The organism is Kitasatospora sp. Ki12, from assembly GCF_054601375.1.
Window position 1 is genome coordinate 1261231 of the sequence record NZ_BAAIHT010000002.1, and the last position, 15898, is coordinate 1277128.

Sequence of the window (15898 nt, forward strand, 5' to 3'; positions counted from 1 at the left end):
ACGGCGGCGACGGCGGTGCGGCCGCGGCTCCCTCCGGGCGGGCCGGAGGACGGCGGCGGATGTCGGGCCGGTGTCGGGTCGGTGCGGTCGTCTGTGCGGCCGGGGGGCGCGTCCCTCACTCGGGTGCGGCGGACCGGGCGCGCCGGCCCTGGACGGGGCCGCCGACGGAGCCCCCGCTCCCCCTGCGCTCCCCAACCCCCCCTGCCGCGGCCTCGGTTGGACCTGACGGGCCCGGCGTGCCACCGACGGTACCCAGGGCGGCGGGGGCGGCCCACCTCGGGCACCGTCCCTTCACCGGCACTGCACACCGGCCGCGCTTCCCGGCGCGGAGCGTCCGCTTCCCCGCGTACACCTGCGCGGATGCCGACTCCGCGTACGAATTCCGCCCACTGGACGGCCCTGGCCAAGGCTTCCACATTCTGTTGAAGTCCCCCTTGACGCCCCGACGGGGCCCGTCCTACCTTGTTTCCACATACAGAAACCGTTCTTCCGTATGGTGGAATTCAGGAGATGAGCCCTCCGAGCCACTGCGGGCCGACGCAGGAGAAACCCGATGCCTCGTATGACAGCCGCCCGCGCGGCCGTGGAGATCCTCAAGCTCGAAGGCGTTGAGGTCGCGTTCGGCGTGCCGGGCGCAGCCATCAACCCGTTCTACGCCGCCCTCAAGGCCTCCGGCGGCATCAGGCACACGCTGGCCCGGCACGTCGAGGGCGCGTCCCACATGGCCGAGGGGTACACCCGTGCCGCGGCCGGCAACATCGGGGTCTGCATCGGTACGTCCGGCCCGGCCGGCACCGACATGATCACCGGCCTGTACTCGGCGATCGCCGACTCCATCCCGATCCTCTGCATCACCGGCCAGGCGCCCGTCGCCCGGCTGCACAAGGAGGACTTCCAGGCCGTCGACATCGCCTCGATCGCCAAGCCGGTCACCAAGGCCGCGACCACCGTCCTGGAGGCCGCGCAGGTCCCCGGCGTCTTCCAGCAGGCCTTCCACCTGATGCGCTCCGGCCGCCCCGGCCCGGTCCTGATCGACCTGCCGATCGACGTCCAGCTGACCGAGATCGACTTCGACCCGGAGGCCTACCAGCCGCTCCCGGTCTACAAGCCGGCCGCCAACCGCATCCAGATCGAGAAGGCCATCGCGCTGCTCCAGCAGTCGGAGCGCCCGCTGATCGTGGCCGGCGGCGGCGTCATCAACGCCGACGCCTCGGCGCTGCTGCTGGAGTTCGCCGAGCTCACCGGCGTCCCGGTGGTCCCGACCCTGATGGGCTGGGGCATCGTCCCGGACGACCACGAGCTGAACGCCGGCATGGTCGGCCTGCAGACCTCGCACCGCTACGGCAACGAGAACTTCCTCGCCTCCGACTTCGTCCTCGGCATCGGCAACCGCTGGGCCAACCGCCACACCGGCGGCCTGGACGTCTACACCGCGGGCCGCACCTTCGTCCACGTCGACGTCGAGCCCACCCAGATCGGCAAGATCTTCGCCCCGACGCTCGGCATCGCCTCCGACGCCAAGGCCGCGCTGGAGCTCTTCGTCCAGGTCGCCCGGGAGCTCAAGGCCGCCGGCACGCTCAAGGACCGCAGCGCGTGGGCCGCCTCCACCCAGCAGCGCAAGGCCACCCTGCAGCGCCGCACCCACTTCGACAACGTGCCGCTCAAGCCGCAGCGCGTCTACGAGGAGATGAACCGGGCGTTCGGGCCGGAGACCCGCTACGTCACCACCATCGGCCTGTCCCAGATCGCCGGCGCCCAGATGCTGCACGTCTACAAGCCGCGGCACTGGATCAACTGCGGCCAGGCCGGCCCGCTCGGCTGGACCATCCCGGCCGCGCTGGGCGTCGCCACCGCCGACCCGGAGGGCCAGGTCGTCGCGCTCTCCGGCGACTACGACTTCCAGTTCATGATCGAGGAGCTCGCGGTCGGCGCCCAGCACCGGATCCCGTACGTCCACGTGCTGGTCAACAACTCCTACCTGGGCCTGATCCGCCAGGCGCAGCGCAACTTCGACATCGACTTCCAGGTCAAGCTGGAGTTCGAGAACATCAACGCGCCGGAGCTGGGCGTCTACGGCGTCGACCACGTCAAGGTCGCCGAGGGCCTGGGCTGCAAGGCGATCCGGGTCACCGAGCCGGAGGGCCTGCTGCCCGCCTTCGAGGAGGCCAAGAAGCTGGCCGCCGAGTTCCGTGTCCCGGTCGTGGTCGAGGCGATCCTGGAGCGGGTCACCAACATCGCGATGAGCGGCAGCGACATCGACAAGGTCAACGAGTTCGAGGAGCTCGCCACCCTCCCCGAGCACGCGCCGACGGCCGTCAAGCCGCTCGCGCTCTGACCCGGCGCGCGGGGGCGTACGAGCCGCTCCGTACGCCCCCGCGCTCACGGAACACCTGCGGCGCCGGCACGGTTGACCCGTCCGGGGCCGCTACCGTGTGCCCGGGCGCGAGCCCGCTTCCGACCTGCCGAAAGGACCACCCCCGTGAGCCTGTACGACATCCCGCTGCGCACCCTCGCCGGCGAGCCCACCTCGCTGGCCGAGTACAAGGGCAAGGCGCTGCTGATCGTCAACGTCGCCTCCAAGTGCGGCCTGACCCCGCAGTACGCCGGCCTGGAGCGCCTGCAGGAGCGCTACGCCGGGCGCGGGTTCACCGTGCTGGGCGTGCCCTGCAACCAGTTCGCCGGGCAGGAGCCGGGCAGCGCCGAGGAGATCCAGACCTTCTGCTCCACCACCTACGGCGTGACCTTCCCGCTCCTGGAGAAGCTGGACGTCAACGGCGACGACCGCCACCCGCTCTTCCAGCAGCTCACCCAGGTCGCCGACGCCGAGGGCGAGGCCGGGGACGTCGCCTGGAACTTCGAGAAGTTCCTGATCTCCCCCGACGGCACCGTCGCCGCCCGCATCCGCCCCCGCGTCGACCCGGAGGCCCCGGAGCTGATCACCGCCCTGGAGGCCGTCCTCCCGGCCTGACGCCTCCATCGCGCGACCGGCCCGGACCGCTGAGCGGTCCGGGCCGGTCCGTGTGCCGTCAGGGCCGGTCAGGGCGCCATCAGGCGGGCGTCAGCAGCTGGTGTTGGACGTGATCATGATGCCGGTCACGGTTCCGAGCGATCCGATGCTGTTCTGGTCGTGGGACGCGTTCGAGAGGCACTCGTAGCCCACGGAGCCGCCGCCGTAGTCGACGCGCAGCCACACCGTGTCCTGGTTCCTGGTGTTGACGGCGCTGAAGCCCGGCCCGTGGTGCGTGCCCTGGTAGTAGCTGGTGATGTCCCGGAACTCGGCCACGATGGTGCTGCTGCTCGGGCCGTCGTAGATGCAGACGTACGGGTAGGGGCAGCCGTCCTGGGAGTCGGCGTGCGCGCCCGTGGCGCCGACCAGTGACATGGCCAGCATGGAGACGCCGACGGCGCCGGTCGCCGCCAGCTTCCTGAGTCCGTTTCGCATGGTCTTCCTCTTCTCTACGGGTGTCCCGTCCCGCCGGTTCGGCGGAACGGCGATCGAGGGGACGGCGGCGGGCGGACGAGGGGGCAGTCCCCCGCCGGTCACCCGCGCCGCTCTCCGGGGGCGCTCCCCGGGCGTCGTCGGCTCGGGCCGATCAGCTGTAGGTGGGGACGAACGGCTGGCAGGAGCCGTTGGGGCCGGCGGCCGAGTCGGTCCAGTCGTAGTTCAGCAGCTTGCTGCCCGTCGCCGGGCCGACGACGCCGTCCGCCTGGCTGCTGCCGAGGAAGACCTGCTGGAAGTTCCGCACGGCGCCATCGGTCCGCGGACCCCACTGGCTGTCCTCGGAGATCGTCGCCTGACCGCTCGCCCGCAGGTAGTCGTTGACCAGGTGCTGCACGCACCACACCCCGGTGCCCGAGGTGGTGTGGCCGTACCCGAGCCAGGCGGCGCCGGTCGACGCCTGCGCGGTGCCGGCCAGTGCGGCGGTGGAGAGCGTGAGGGCGGCGGCCGCGACCAGGCCGCGGCGGATCGACTTCTTGAGCATGGTGGTCCTCTTTTACGGTGGGTGCGGGCTGTTCGAGCCGCGGGAGCGTGCAGGGGAGCGCACGGACGGATCCCGGGATCCCCCCGGGTGCGTCGATCGAGAACGCGGATGCCCCAACAGCGGTGTGTCCGGCCCGAGTTCCGCCGGAGGGCGGCTACGGTCCCGGGGCGACTCCGATGGCCTCCGGGGGACGTGGCCCCGGGGTGCGGCCACCACCCTGACAGGTGGTCACAGTGGCGGCAACCCTTGATCCACCGTCCCAACGTCTCAGGTGTTCGCGGGTCTCTGACCTGTGGGTTGGGACGTCTCACAGCTCCGGGCGGGCCGTGCCGCGGCAACGCCGCCGCCTCCTCGCCGGGTGATGCCGGGATGCCCCCCGGATTCCGGTGATCCCGGGGATTCCAGGGGGAGACACGACCGGCCCCCCGGTGTGAGACGTCTCAACTTCCGCACCGCGGGGGCACGGTCCACTCGCCCGTTCCACCTCGTCAGGACGCGGTGAGACGGTGGGACGGCCCCGCGCCGCCGTCCGCACGGCGGGCCGCGCCGGCCTTCCGGTCGGTAGGTTGTCCCACCAGCGAGAGCCGTCGTCACGGCTCCGCGCAACCGGAGTCACGCCGATTCACGGGCGGGCTCCCCCTACGCGGCTCCCCCCTGCGTGCCACCGACCGGTGCGACCCAGGACGGCGGGGGCCGCGACACGAACCCCGGCGTCGGCCCGCGGGCGGACACGTCCCCGATCCTCGACCGGGTGTCACCGATTGCTGAACGGGAGACAGCGGATGACCATCATGACCAAACTCGGCAAGGGCGCCCTGGCGCTGGCGATGGCGGGCGCCTCGGTGCTCGGCGTCACGGGCGCGGCCAACGCCAGCCCCGGCGCGTCCTACATCGGACCCGGCCACACCACCTCCGGCGTCGGCGTGTGGTGCGTCCAGCACAGCATCAACTACTACCTCGACCACAACGGCTCGGCCTACCGCGGCTCCGCCCCGTACTGGTCGCTCGACGAGGACAGTCAGTGGGGCCCCAAGACGGAGGCCGAGGTCCGCTGGTTCCAGGCGCACTGGAACTACGACCAGGACGGCGTCGTGGGGCCGATCACCGGTCACCAGATCCTCGTCTACGGGGACCCCTCCTACAGCGGGACCCCGTGGGACGGCCCGGGCTCCTGCTACTGGCAGGTCCCCAGCGACCACATGTACGGCGCGTAGGCACCCGGCCGGGTGGTGTCGGGCGCCCCTCGCGTCCCGGACACCACCCGGCGGCCACCACCGGCGACGGTCCGGAACGAGCCGCCGGGCGGCTCAGCGCGGAGCGTCCTCGCCCGGGGAGCGGTGGCGGAGGGCGTCCTGGGAGTCGACGTACTTGAGCATGAGGCGGGCGAACTCCAGGCGCTCCCGCTCGGTCCAGTCGGCGGTGATGTGCTCGAAGGCCGAACGCTGGTGGCGGCCGAAGCGGGCCATCAGCTCGCGGCCTCCGGGGCTCAGCCGGAGGACGGTGCGGCGGCCGTCCTGCTGGGAGGCTTCACGGACCAGATGGCCGGCCGAGATGCAGTCGGAGACCATGCGGCTGGCCACCGACGGGTCCACCCCCAGGTGGCGCGCGACCGCGCCGACGGTGATCTCACCGGCGGCCGACTCGTTCGCCGTGGCCCCTTGCTCGGCCCCTTGCTCCGCTTCCAGCACGATTCGGAGCACCAGCGTGCGGCTGAGGTCCTTCTGGGAGATCGGGTCCTCGACGTCCAGGAGCGAGGAGCGCCGCAGCTTCCCGAAGGCCGGGCCCACGGCGTCCAGCAGCTCGTCCGCCGTCTTCGGCTCGTGCTTCGTCATGCCCCCATCGTACCGACATGGATGACTCCACGAAGGCATGTGTTGACTAACAAATATGTGCATGCGAGCATGCATGTGTCAGCAAGCAATGAATGGAGCCCTCCATGACCATCCTCGTCACCGGCGCCCGCGGCAAGGTCGGCCAAGCCGTCATCGACCGCCTGCACGCCGCCGGCCTCACCGTCCGCGCCGCCAGCGCCAACCCCGCCGAACTGACCGTCCCGACGGGTGTCCAGGTCGCCGAGCTCTCCCTCGACCGGCCCGAGACCTTCGACGCCGCGCTCCGCGGCGTCCGCCAGGTCTTCCTCTACCCCCAGCCCGCCGGCATCCACGAGCTGGTCAAGGCCGCCGAGGCCGCCGGCGTCGAGCACGTCGTCCTGCTCTCCTCGTCCTCCGTCCTCGGCCCCGACGCCGCGAACGACCCGCTCGCGAGCCACAGCCTCCGGGTCGAGCGCGCCCTCGCCGACTCCGACCTCACCCGCACGTTCCTGCGCCCGGACGCCTTCGCCAGCAACGCCCTCGGCTGGGCGCACTTCATCGGCCGGTCGATGCCGGTCCGGCTCGCCTACCCGGACGCCGGCATCGCTCCCATCCACCCCGAGGACATCGCCGACATCGCCGTCGAGGCACTGACCGGCACCTCCCTCACCGGCCGATCGGTCACCCTGACCGGCCCCGAGTCGCTCACCTTCCGCGAGCAACTCGCCCTCCTCGCCGACACCCTCGGCCGTGAGATCCCGGTCGAGCGGATCACCCGCGCCGAGGCCGAGCAGCAGATGGGCGCCCACATGCCCGCGCCGATGGTCTCCTCGCTGCTCGACCTGTGGCAGGCCGCCGACCACGGTCCCGCGGCCATCGCCGACACCACCCTGACCCTCCTCGGCCGTCCCGCCCGCACCTTCCACCAGTGGGCCCGCGAGAACGTCGCCGCCTTCACCCCGCGCTGATCCGCGCCCGCCCCCCTCGGCGACACCCGCCCCCGACGTCACCGACCCTCGCAGGAGCACGACATGAAGCCCATCGGCTACTGGCTCAACCGCACCGACAAGGCCCTCACCGGCCACATGAACTCCATGCTGGCCGAGTTCGGCCTCACCCGACTCGCCTGGCAGGTCCTCAACGTGGTCGCGGACGACCCGCGGGCCACCGACACCCGGATCCTGGCCGTGCTGGCCGCCAACGCCGATGCCGACGCCCTGGCCGACGCCGTCGAGACCGTCCTCGCCGGCGACTGGGCCGCCCGCCCGGAGCCGGGCCGCCTCGCCCTGACCGCCGACGGCCGCGCCCGCCTCGCCCAGGTCGCCGAACGCGTCGACGCCTTCCGCGAGCGGTCGGCGGCCGGCATCACCGACGAGGAGTACCGGATCGCCGTCACCGTCCTGGAGCGGATGACCCACAACCTGGAGAGCGGAGCCGGACATTGACCCCGCCCGGGCCGCCCCGCGCTCAACGGCGGAGAACATCACTGCCGCGAACATGACGGGTCCGGGCCGGACCGGGAGTAACCTGGACATCACCGAAGGCACTCCGCATGCTGGCACCGGATACTGGCGTCGTCTCCGGCGAACGGCAATACCGGACCCGGCCCCGTGGACCGGGCCCGGGGACAGGCCCTTGATCATGACCACGATGCTCGATCGTGCGACGACGCCCACCGCCCCGGATCCCACCGCACGGCTCTCCCTCGCACCCCGTGGTGTGCGGCCCGGCCGCCTGGACGGAGCCTGGTGGCCCCGCTCGCGTGATCTTCTCCTCGAACTCCCCGCCCTGGCCGCCGACATCGACGAGCAGTGGGGCCGGATCACCCGGATCACCGTGAACCCCGCGCAGTGGCCCGTCATCCCCCCGCGGATCCCGGTCGCCGGGCACACCGTCCACGCGGGCTGGTTCAGCGCCGAGCAGGACGAGCACACGATCGCGGTGTTCTCGTACGCCCCGCGTCGGCTGAACCTGCTGGTCGTCCCGCCGGAGACGGACGCCGTCGGTGCCGCCCGGCTGATGGCCGAGGCCTCCAGTCCCGCGAACACCGTGGCCGCGAGCGCTCTGCTCGCCGTGGAGACGGGCGGCGGCGCGCAAGGGCCGCGGTCCCGCTCCGCCTTCCTGCCGTCGGCCGTCGCCCCCTCCGACGGCGCCGGTGAGGCGGGCCGACGGGCCGATGTCGCCCGCAGCCGGGCCGCCTCCTGGCCGGTACCCGCGTAGCCGACGGGAGCCGCCCGGGAGTGTGTGCGCCCCGGCGGGCGTTGCCTTACGGTTCGGCGGTCTTACGGTTCGGCGGCCTCACGGTTCGGCGGCCTCACGGTTCGGCGGCCTTACGGTTCATCCGATCCGGATCGCCGTCCGTAGTCGGAGGCGCTACGCAGGTAGGAGCCCACGACCTGGAGCCACGCGCCGGGGCCGAAGCACACCTCGATCCGGTACGGCGTGTCCTCGAAGACCCGCAGGACGCGCAGCGCGCCACTCGGATGCAGGTCGTACTCGAAGGTGACGCCGTCCGCGCCGTCCTCGTACTGCAGGTCCAGCGGCCCCTTCGACGGTTCGGCCGGGGCCCTGGCCTCGGCCGAGAGTTTCACGTAGACGGACATCGTTCCGTCCCGCCTTTCCTGGACTCACGCCCGGCCCCGCCGAGCGAGGCCCGACCGTCGGGGAACGGCCTCCGGGCCGCCCCGACATCCCCACGGTACTCCGCCCGCGCCGGGCCGACCCGTCCGGTCGGGAGAACCGGCGCGGAGGCCCACCGGCCGGACGGCCCGGGGCGGGGGCGTCGGTCTGCTTCAGGGGCACAGGGCGGCGTCGATGGCGTTCCTGGCGGGATCGAGGTCGGTGATGCTCGTCGGTTCGACCGTCAGCGCGACGCCGACGGCGCGTCCGTCCTCGGTGGCGGCGCTCCAGGTCCCGTAGCCCGGGATGCCGCCGTTGTGGAACCACACGGTCGTGCCGCAGGACAGCGTCGTCCGCATGATCCCCAGCCCGAAGCCGTCGCCGGAGCCGGGCCCCCCGACGTCGACGGTGGCACGCATCTGCCGGAGCTGGGGGTCGGCGAGCAGGCGGTGGCCACGCATGAGCTCGGCGAAGAACGTGGCGAGGTCGGAGTCGGTGGACACCATCGCACCACCCGCCCAGGCCGCGGAGGGGTCGATCTCGGTGACGTCGCGCAGCGCTCCGCCCGGGCCGTCCGCGCGGTAGCCCCGGGGGTGGCGTTCCCGGAGGGTGGTCTCGCCGGGGGCGGGAAGGTAGGTGTGGCGCAGCCCGATGGGCCGGATGACGCGGCGGTCGATGACCTCGGCGAGGGGCCGACCGGTGACCTTCTCCACGATCAGGCCGGCCACCAGGTAGTTCGTGCTGCTGTACCCCCAGGCCGTTCCCGGGGGGAAGGCCGCTTCGTGCCGCAGCGCGATGTCCAGGGCGTCGCGTGGGGAGACGTAGCGGCGCCGGAGGATGGACTCGGTGACGTCCGGCTCGTACTCGGGAAGTCCGGCGGTGTGCTGCAGGAGTTGACGCACCGTGATCCGGTTCCCGTCGATGCCCTTCCCCCGGACGAGACCGGGCAGGTGCTTCTCGACCGGGTCGTCGAGGCCGATCTCGCCCTCACCGACCAGTTGCAGCACGACCACCGCGGTGAACGTCTTGGTGATGCTGCCGATCCGCACCTGGCCGTCCCGGGGCACCTTCGCACCGGTGACCCGGTCCCCGACCCCCGCCGTGTAGGTACGGGTGCGACCGGCCTCGTCACGGACGGCGGCCAGCGCGCCGGGCACCCGGTCGGGGCTGACCGCCGCGTCCAGCAGCACCTGGACGGCGTCCGGCTTGGCGGGCGCCGGGGCGGCGACGGCGGCCGGGGCGAGCGCGCCGGCCGCGATGACGCCGACCGAAAGGGCGCCGGCGGCCACGGCGACGACGGTCGTCCTCCCGCGATGCGGGACGCGGAACCGTTGTGATGCAAGGAAGTTCACGGAATCTCACCTCTGCTGGTGCGTGCGGTCCGGGCTGCGCACCGGGGCGTCCCGGCGCCGTTCCACGACATCACGCGGTCGAGAGGGCCGTCGTCGCCGCCGAGGACGAAGGGCAACCGGGCCGGGAATCCCCCTTCCTCCCGGCGCCTCCTCCTGCCGACGTACGCGCACCGCGCCGCCGGAGGCGACGCGGTGCGGCACGGGGGTGCGGGTCACGGGCGCACCCGCGACCCCCACCGTCCTGCGGTACGACGGGCTGGCGGGGTGGCTCAGCCCTCACCGATCCCGCTGGTCTGGGAGAGCGGGACGCACCCGGGGGTCTCCTTGGTCAGCGAGATGTCCAGGTTCCCGACGGTGCCCGGGTGGAGCGCACCCTTGGGGGCCGTGTTGATCAGCAGCAGGCTTTCGCCCGGCGGGATGGCGGCGGGGTGCAGGATCGCGATGCGGCCGTTCCGGGGATCCAGCGACATCACCGACTCCAGCCGGCTGCCGTCGGTGGCCACCGGGGTGTGGCAGGACTCCGACGGCGTCATGACCAGCGCGGGCACGCCCACCGAGCGCAGCGCGCTCTGGAGCCCGGACCAGTCGGCGCCGATCAGCTGGAAGGAGACGGTGCCGTCCGTGTTGGGGGTCACCGAGTAGGAGGCGGTGGTGAGCTGCACCGCGGCCGGGCCGCCGCTGGCCGTCGGGGCGGCGGCGGGGCCGGCCTGCGGCTTGGGGGCGGTGCCGTCACCGCCGGTGTGCGGCATCAGGACGACCCCGGTGACAGCGGCGGCCAGCCCGAGGCCGGTCACCACCAGCCTGCGGGTGTGGCGCGGCCGGACCCGGGCCGTGGTGGCGGTGACGGTGGTGGCGGGCAGGTCCGCGGCGCGGGCTGCGAGTTCGGCGCCGAGCTGCTGCCGGAAGTTCAGGGGCGTGGTCACGAGGCGGCCTCCAGGAGAGCGTTCACGGACGTACTGGTGGTACCGGACTCCGGCATCGCCTTCTGCAGCGCCTTGCGGGCCCGGTGCAGCCGTACCCGGGCGGTGGCCGCGCTGATGCCCAGCGCCTTGGCCGCCTCACGGACGGCCAGGCCGTCGACGGCCACCAGGTCCAGCACCGCGCGCAGCGGCTCGGACAGGGCGGCGTGCCGGGCGGCCAGGCCACGGGCCTCGCGGGCCGCGTCGATGCGTCCTTCGATCGCGGACACGTCCTGGTCGTCCAGCATCCGCTGACCGGCGATCCTGGCCACCGCGTTGAGCTCGCGGACGTTGCCGCGGAAGTGCGCGGCCAGGACGTTGCGGGAGATGCCGTACAGCCAGGCGACGGGCGCGCCGCGGCGGGCGTCGTAACTGTCGGCCTGCTCCAGCGCCGTCAGGAAGATGTCGGCCGTCAGGTCGGCCGCCAGGTGCACGCTGTCGGTGCGCCGGGTGACGAAGCCGAGCACGGTGTCGAACTGCTGCTGGTAGAAGACGGCGAACGCCGCCGGGTCTCGCGAGGGTGGTGCTATCGGGTGGTGCTCCGCTGACACGGATGGCTCCTTGGGAGGACGAGCACTGCCTTACGTCTCTACTTGGCTCGGGCGCTCCGGAGCGTTACACGCGGCCGTCGCGACGGGCGTCGGGTGGCCTTCCGGCGGCCTTCCGGCGGCCGGCCCGGGCAGGATCGGGCTCGGGATCAGGCTCGGGCTCGGGATCACAGCAACAGCCGGGTCCCCGGCGGGAGTTCACCCGACCCAGCGGCGTCGTGCAGGTGCGCCAGCAGGGTGCCGCGCAGGGCTTCGGCGGCGCGAGTGGGCGGCACCTCGTGGCCGTGGGCGACGGCGATGGTGCGGCCGAGGCCCGGGCCGGCGAAGGGGGTGACCGTGAGGCCGGAGCGGGCGGCCACCATGCCGGGCACCACCGCGGGCCCGAGGCCGGCCCGGACGAAGCCGAGGACGGCGTCCATCTCGCCGCCCTCCACCGCGAACTCCGGCTCGAACCCGGCCGCCCGGCAGGCCGCCAGGGTGGCCTCGCGCACGTCGTAGCCCTCCCGGAACATCACCAGGGGGCGCCCCCGCAGCTCCGCCACCCGCGCTCTGCGCCGCCCCCGCCGCTCGGCCGAGACCAGGACCAGCTCCTCGTGCAGCAGCTCGGTGACGGCGAGCGCCGGTGCCTGCTCCCCGCTGGGCGGGGTGATGATCAGCGCGAGGTCCAGCTCCCCCGCCGACAGCGAGCGGACCAGGTCGCGCGAGCCGCCCTCGCGGACCACCAGCGCCACGCCGGGGTAGCGGTCCCGGAAGACCCGCAGCACGTCCGGCACCAGGCTGGTGCACAGGCTGGGCGGCGCGCCCAGCCGGACCCGGCCGCGGCGCAGCTGCACCGTCTCCTGGACGGCGAGGCGGGCGCTCTCGGTGTCCGCGAGGATGCGCCGGGCGAGCGGCAGCAGGGCGTCCCCGGCGTCGGTCAGGGCGATGTTGCCCCGGGTGCGGTGGAACAGCTCCGCGCCCAACTCCCTCTCCAGTGAACGGATCTGCTGGGAGAGGGAAGGCTGCGCCACGTGCGCCGCCTCGGCGGCCCGGGTGAAGTGGCGGGTCTCGGCGACGGCCAGGAAGTAGCGGAGTTGCTGGAGCTGCACCCGACCAGGATAGGCCGCGTCGATAGCCGGTGCCTATCGTCATGAGCCGCAGCATGTCTTGGACGTACCCTGGCGGCCGTCCCTACCGTGGCAGCCATGACAACCGCGACTCGGACGGGCCGGCATCCGTCCACCCTGGCGACGCTGTGGCGGTCGACCGTCGGCAAGAAGGCGGTCATGGCCGTCACCGGACTGGTCATGCTGCTGTACCTGGTCGCGCACATGCTGGGCAACCTCAAGGTCTTCTTCGGTCCGGACGACATCAACGGCTACGCGGCCTGGCTGCGCACCATCGGCCAGCCGTTCCTGGGCCACGAGTGGTTCCTGTGGATCGCCCGGTCCGGCCTGCTGGCCGCCGTCGTGCTGCACGGCGTGTCCGCCTACCAGCTCAGCCGCCGCGACCTCGCCGCCCGGCCGAGCAAGTACGCGCACAAGCGGCGCCGCGCGAGCTACGCGACCCGGACCATGCGCTGGGGCGGGGTGATCCTGGCGCTGTTCATCGTCTGGCACATCCTCGACCTGACCACGCTGACCGTGAACCCGGCCGCCGAGGAGGGCCACCCGTACCAGAACATCGTGGCCTCGTTCGGCCGCTGGTACGTCGACGTCTTCTACGTCGTGGCGATGCTGGCCGTCGGCCTGCACATCCGGCACGGCTTCTGGAGCGCCGCGCAGACCCTCGGCGCCAACAACGCCCGCCGGGACCGGGCACTCAAGCTGACGGCCGACACCTTGGCGTTGGCGTTGACCGCCGGCTTCCTGTCCGTCCCCGTGGCCGTGATGACCGGAATCGTGAAATGAGCGGTGACGAAGTGAGCAGCACGTACCTGGACTACACCCTCGGCGAGCCGGTCGCCGACACCAGGGCCCCCGCCGGGCCGATCGAACAGCGGTGGGACCAACGGCGGTTCGACGCCAAGCTGGTCAACCCGGCGAACCGGCGCAAGCACACCGTGATCGTGGTCGGCACCGGCCTGGCCGGCGGCGCGGCCGGCGCCACCCTGGCCGAACAGGGCTACCACGTCGTCCAGTTCTGCTTCCAGGACTCCCCCAGGCGCGCCCACTCGATCGCCGCCCAGGGCGGCATCAACGCGGCCAAGAACTACCGCAACGACGGCGACTCGGTGCGCCGGCTGTTCTACGACACCGTCAAGGGCGGCGACTTCCGCGCCCGCGAGTCCAATGTGCACCGGCTGGCCCAGGTGTCGGTGGAGATCATCGACCAGTGCGTGGCCCAGGGCGTCCCGTTCGCCCGGGAGTACGGCGGCCTGCTGGACACCCGCTCCTTCGGCGGCGTCCAGGTCTCCCGCACCTTCTACGCCCGCGGCCAGACCGGCCAGCAGCTGCTGCTCGGCGCCTACCAGGCGCTGTCCCGGCAGATCGCCGCCGGGAACGTGGAGATGCACCCGCGCACCGAGATGCTGGACCTGCTGGTCGTCGACGGCCGGGCCCGCGGCATCGTCGCCCGCGACCTGGTCACCGGCGAGATCCGCTCCTACACCGCGGACGCGGTCGTCCTCGCCAGCGGCGGCTACGGCAACGTCTTCTACCTCTCCACCAACGCCAAGAACTCCAACGCCACCGCGATCTGGCGGGCGCACCGGCGCGGCGCCTACTTCGCCAACCCGTGCTTCACCCAGATCCACCCGACCTGCATCCCGCGCTCCGGCGAGCACCAGTCCAAGCTCACCCTGATGAGCGAGTCGCTGCGCAACGACGGCCGGATCTGGGTGCCGAAGGCGCAGGGCGACACCCGGCCGCCGGCCGAGATCCCCGAGGAGGAGCGGGACTACTACCTGGAGCGGATCTACCCGGCCTTCGGCAACCTGGTGCCGCGCGACATCGCCTCCCGGGCCGCCAAGAACGTCTGCGACGAGGGCCGCGGCGTCGGCCCCGGCGGCCAGGGCGTGTACCTGGACTTCGCCGACGCGATCCGCCGGCTGGGCCGGGACGCCGTCGAGGCCAAGTACGGCAACCTCTTCGAGATGTACGAGCGGATCACCGCCGAGGACCCGTACCGGGTGCCGATGCGGATCTACCCGGCGATCCACTACACGATGGGCGGGCTCTGGGTCGACTACGACCTGCAGACCACCGTCCCGGGCCTGTTCGCCATCGGGGAGGCCAACTTCTCCGACCACGGCGCCAACCGGCTCGGCGCCAGCGCCCTGATGCAGGGCCTCGCCGACGGCTACTTCGTACTGCCGCCCACCCTCAACGACTACCTGGCCCGCCACCCGCTGCCCGCCGTGCCCGCCGACCACCCGGTGCTCACCGAGACCGAGGCCGAGGTCGAGGACCGGCTCAACCTGATCCTCGCGGTGGACGGCGACCGCACCCCGGACTCCTTCCACCGCGAACTCGGCGAACTGCTCTGGGACGAGTGCGGGATGGCCCGCGACGAGGCCGGCCTCAGGCGGGCGCTGGAGCGGATCCCCCGGCTGCGCGAGGAGTTCTGGCGCCGGATCAAGGTGCCCGGCACCGGGCAGGAGCTCAACCAGTCGCTGGAGAAGGCCAACCGGCTCGTCGACTACTTCGAGCTGGCCGAGCTGATGTGCCTGGACGCCCTGCACCGCGCCGAGTCCTGCGGCGGCCACTTCCGCACCGAGAGCCAGACCCCCGAGGGCGAGGCCGCCCGGCGCGACGAGGAGTTCGGCTACGCCGCCGCCTGGGAGTTCACCGGCACCGGCGCGGCACCCGTCCTCCACCGCGAGGCGCTCGACTTCGAGTACGTCCACCCCACCCAGCGGAGCTACGCATGAACCTCACCCTGCGCATCTGGCGCCAGGCGGGCCCGGACGCGGCCGGCTCGATGACCACCTACCACGTCAGCGGGATCAGCCCGGACATGTCCTTCCTGGAGATGCTCGACACCCTCAACGAGGAGCTGATCACCCGCGGCGACCAGCCGGTCGCCTTCGACCACGACTGCCGCGAGGGCATCTGCGGCGCCTGCGGCATGGTCATCAACGGCCAGGCGCACGGCCCGGAGCGGACCACCACCTGCCAGCTGCACATGCGGCACTTCCGGGACGGCGACACCATCGACGTCGAGCCGTGGCGGGCGGCGGCCTTCCCGGTGGTCAAGGACCTGGTGGTGGACCGCTCGGCCTTCGACCGGATCATCGGCTCCGGCGGCTACATCACCGCCCCCACCGGCAGCGCCCCCGACGCGCACGCCACGCCCGTCCCCAAGGAGGCCGCCGACACCGCCTTCGAGCACGCCGAGTGCATCGGCTGCGGCGCCTGCGTGGCGGCCTGCCCGAACGGTTCGGCGATGCTGTTCACCTCCGCCAAGGTGGTCCACCTCAACGTGCTCCCCCAGGGCGCGCCCGAACGGGCCTCCCGGGTACGGAACATGGTGACGGCGATGGACGCCGAGGGCTTCGGCGGCTGCACCAACACCGGCGAGTGCGCCACCGCCTGCCCCAAGGGCATCCCGCTGCCCAGCATCGCGGCGATGAACCGGGAGTTCCTGCGGGCCGCCCGCGGCTGACACCCCCTCCCCCGATCGGTCGGGACCTCCGACCCCCGGCCC

The 15898-nt window shown here is 72.7% G+C and carries 17 protein-coding genes; 9 read left to right on the forward strand and 8 right to left on the reverse strand.

The window, feature by feature from the left end; all coding sequences use genetic code 11:
- The first annotated feature begins 562 nt into the window (after window positions 1-562).
- Window positions 563-2335 (forward strand): glyoxylate carboligase, encoded by a 1773-nt coding sequence (gcl, locus tag ACYP53_RS23225; RefSeq protein WP_189918967.1) that lies wholly within the window; start codon window positions 563-565, stop codon window positions 2333-2335.
- Between the two features lie 144 nt (window positions 2336-2479).
- The gene (locus ACYP53_RS23230; protein ID WP_189918887.1) at window positions 2480-2968 is read left to right on the forward strand and encodes a glutathione peroxidase; all 489 of its coding nucleotides are present in this window, start codon (window positions 2480-2482) and stop codon (window positions 2966-2968) included.
- A gap of 90 nt (window positions 2969-3058) precedes the next feature.
- Here ACYP53_RS23230 and ACYP53_RS23235 read toward each other — a convergent pair whose 3' ends face one another.
- Together ACYP53_RS23235 and ACYP53_RS23240 are read right to left on the reverse strand one after the other, a co-directional pair.
- Window positions 3059-3442, reverse strand: a complete 384-nt coding sequence (locus ACYP53_RS23235) for a hypothetical protein (protein ID WP_189918889.1) — start codon at window positions 3440-3442, stop codon at window positions 3059-3061.
- A gap of 151 nt (window positions 3443-3593) precedes the next feature.
- Entirely contained in the window at window positions 3594-3983 is a 390-nt protein-coding gene (locus tag ACYP53_RS23240; protein WP_189918891.1) for a peptidoglycan-binding domain-containing protein, read from the reverse strand.
- Window positions 3984-4765: 782 nt separating this feature from the next.
- Between ACYP53_RS23240 and ACYP53_RS23245 the strand changes: the two genes are divergently transcribed.
- Window positions 4766-5197 carry a peptidoglycan-binding domain-containing protein gene (locus ACYP53_RS23245; RefSeq protein WP_189918893.1) on the forward strand — a complete coding sequence of 144 codons (432 nt, stop codon included), beginning with the start codon at window positions 4766-4768 and terminating at the stop codon, window positions 5195-5197.
- Between the two features lie 93 nt (window positions 5198-5290).
- Here ACYP53_RS23245 and ACYP53_RS23250 read toward each other — a convergent pair whose 3' ends face one another.
- Window positions 5291-5815 carry a MarR family winged helix-turn-helix transcriptional regulator gene (locus ACYP53_RS23250; protein ID WP_189918895.1) on the reverse strand — a complete coding sequence of 175 codons (525 nt, stop codon included), beginning with the start codon at window positions 5813-5815 and terminating at the stop codon, window positions 5291-5293.
- A gap of 104 nt (window positions 5816-5919) precedes the next feature.
- Here ACYP53_RS23250 and ACYP53_RS23255 point away from each other — a divergent pair, with 104 nt between their 5' ends.
- The 3 genes from ACYP53_RS23255 to ACYP53_RS23265 all read left to right on the forward strand — a co-directional run bounded on the left by ACYP53_RS23255 (window position 5920) and on the right by ACYP53_RS23265 (window position 8014).
- Complete coding sequence (locus tag ACYP53_RS23255; protein WP_189918897.1) at window positions 5920-6762, forward strand: NAD(P)H-binding protein; 843 nt, start codon at window positions 5920-5922, stop codon at window positions 6760-6762.
- Window positions 6763-6825: 63 nt separating this feature from the next.
- Entirely contained in the window at window positions 6826-7239 is a 414-nt protein-coding gene (locus tag ACYP53_RS23260; protein ID WP_189918899.1) for a MarR family transcriptional regulator, read from the forward strand.
- Between the two features lie 205 nt (window positions 7240-7444).
- Complete coding sequence (locus tag ACYP53_RS23265) at window positions 7445-8014, forward strand: DUF5994 family protein (RefSeq protein WP_459648803.1); 570 nt, start codon at window positions 7445-7447, stop codon at window positions 8012-8014.
- Window positions 8015-8124: 110 nt separating this feature from the next.
- Here ACYP53_RS23265 and ACYP53_RS23270 read toward each other — a convergent pair whose 3' ends face one another.
- The 5 genes from ACYP53_RS23270 to ACYP53_RS23290 all read right to left on the reverse strand — a co-directional run bounded on the left by ACYP53_RS23270 (window position 8125) and on the right by ACYP53_RS23290 (window position 12360).
- Window positions 8125-8397, reverse strand: coding sequence for a hypothetical protein (locus ACYP53_RS23270; protein ID WP_189918903.1), 273 nt, complete (start codon window positions 8395-8397; stop codon window positions 8125-8127).
- Between the two features lie 189 nt (window positions 8398-8586).
- Window positions 8587-9702 (reverse strand): serine hydrolase domain-containing protein, encoded by a 1116-nt coding sequence (locus ACYP53_RS23275; RefSeq protein ID WP_459648804.1) that lies wholly within the window; start codon window positions 9700-9702, stop codon window positions 8587-8589.
- Window positions 9703-10034: 332 nt separating this feature from the next.
- Window positions 10035-10688 (reverse strand): hypothetical protein, encoded by a 654-nt coding sequence (locus ACYP53_RS23280; protein WP_189918905.1) that lies wholly within the window; start codon window positions 10686-10688, stop codon window positions 10035-10037.
- The gene (locus tag ACYP53_RS23285; RefSeq protein WP_229928781.1) at window positions 10685-11275 is read right to left on the reverse strand and encodes an RNA polymerase sigma factor; all 591 of its coding nucleotides are present in this window, start codon (window positions 11273-11275) and stop codon (window positions 10685-10687) included. Before ACYP53_RS23285 ends, ACYP53_RS23280 begins: the two co-directional genes overlap by 4 nt.
- 164 nt (window positions 11276-11439) lie before the next feature.
- Complete coding sequence (locus ACYP53_RS23290; RefSeq protein WP_189918907.1) at window positions 11440-12360, reverse strand: LysR family transcriptional regulator; 921 nt, start codon at window positions 12358-12360, stop codon at window positions 11440-11442.
- A gap of 96 nt (window positions 12361-12456) precedes the next feature.
- On the opposite strand from ACYP53_RS23290, the gene ACYP53_RS23295 reads away from it, so the two are divergent.
- The 3 genes from ACYP53_RS23295 to ACYP53_RS23305 are packed head-to-tail and all read left to right on the forward strand — an operon-like array spanning window position 12457 to window position 15856.
- Entirely contained in the window at window positions 12457-13161 is a 705-nt protein-coding gene (locus ACYP53_RS23295) for a succinate dehydrogenase cytochrome b subunit (protein ID WP_459648805.1), read from the forward strand.
- On the forward strand, window positions 13158-15122 hold the full coding sequence (locus ACYP53_RS23300) for a fumarate reductase/succinate dehydrogenase flavoprotein subunit (RefSeq protein ID WP_459648806.1): 1965 nt from the start codon (window positions 13158-13160) through the stop codon (window positions 15120-15122). The genes ACYP53_RS23295 and ACYP53_RS23300 overlap by 4 nt, the downstream gene beginning before the upstream one ends.
- Window positions 15119-15856 carry a succinate dehydrogenase/fumarate reductase iron-sulfur subunit gene (locus tag ACYP53_RS23305; protein ID WP_189918911.1) on the forward strand — a complete coding sequence of 246 codons (738 nt, stop codon included), beginning with the start codon at window positions 15119-15121 and terminating at the stop codon, window positions 15854-15856. Before ACYP53_RS23300 ends, ACYP53_RS23305 begins: the two co-directional genes overlap by 4 nt.
- The last annotated feature ends 42 nt before the right edge of the window (window positions 15857-15898 follow it).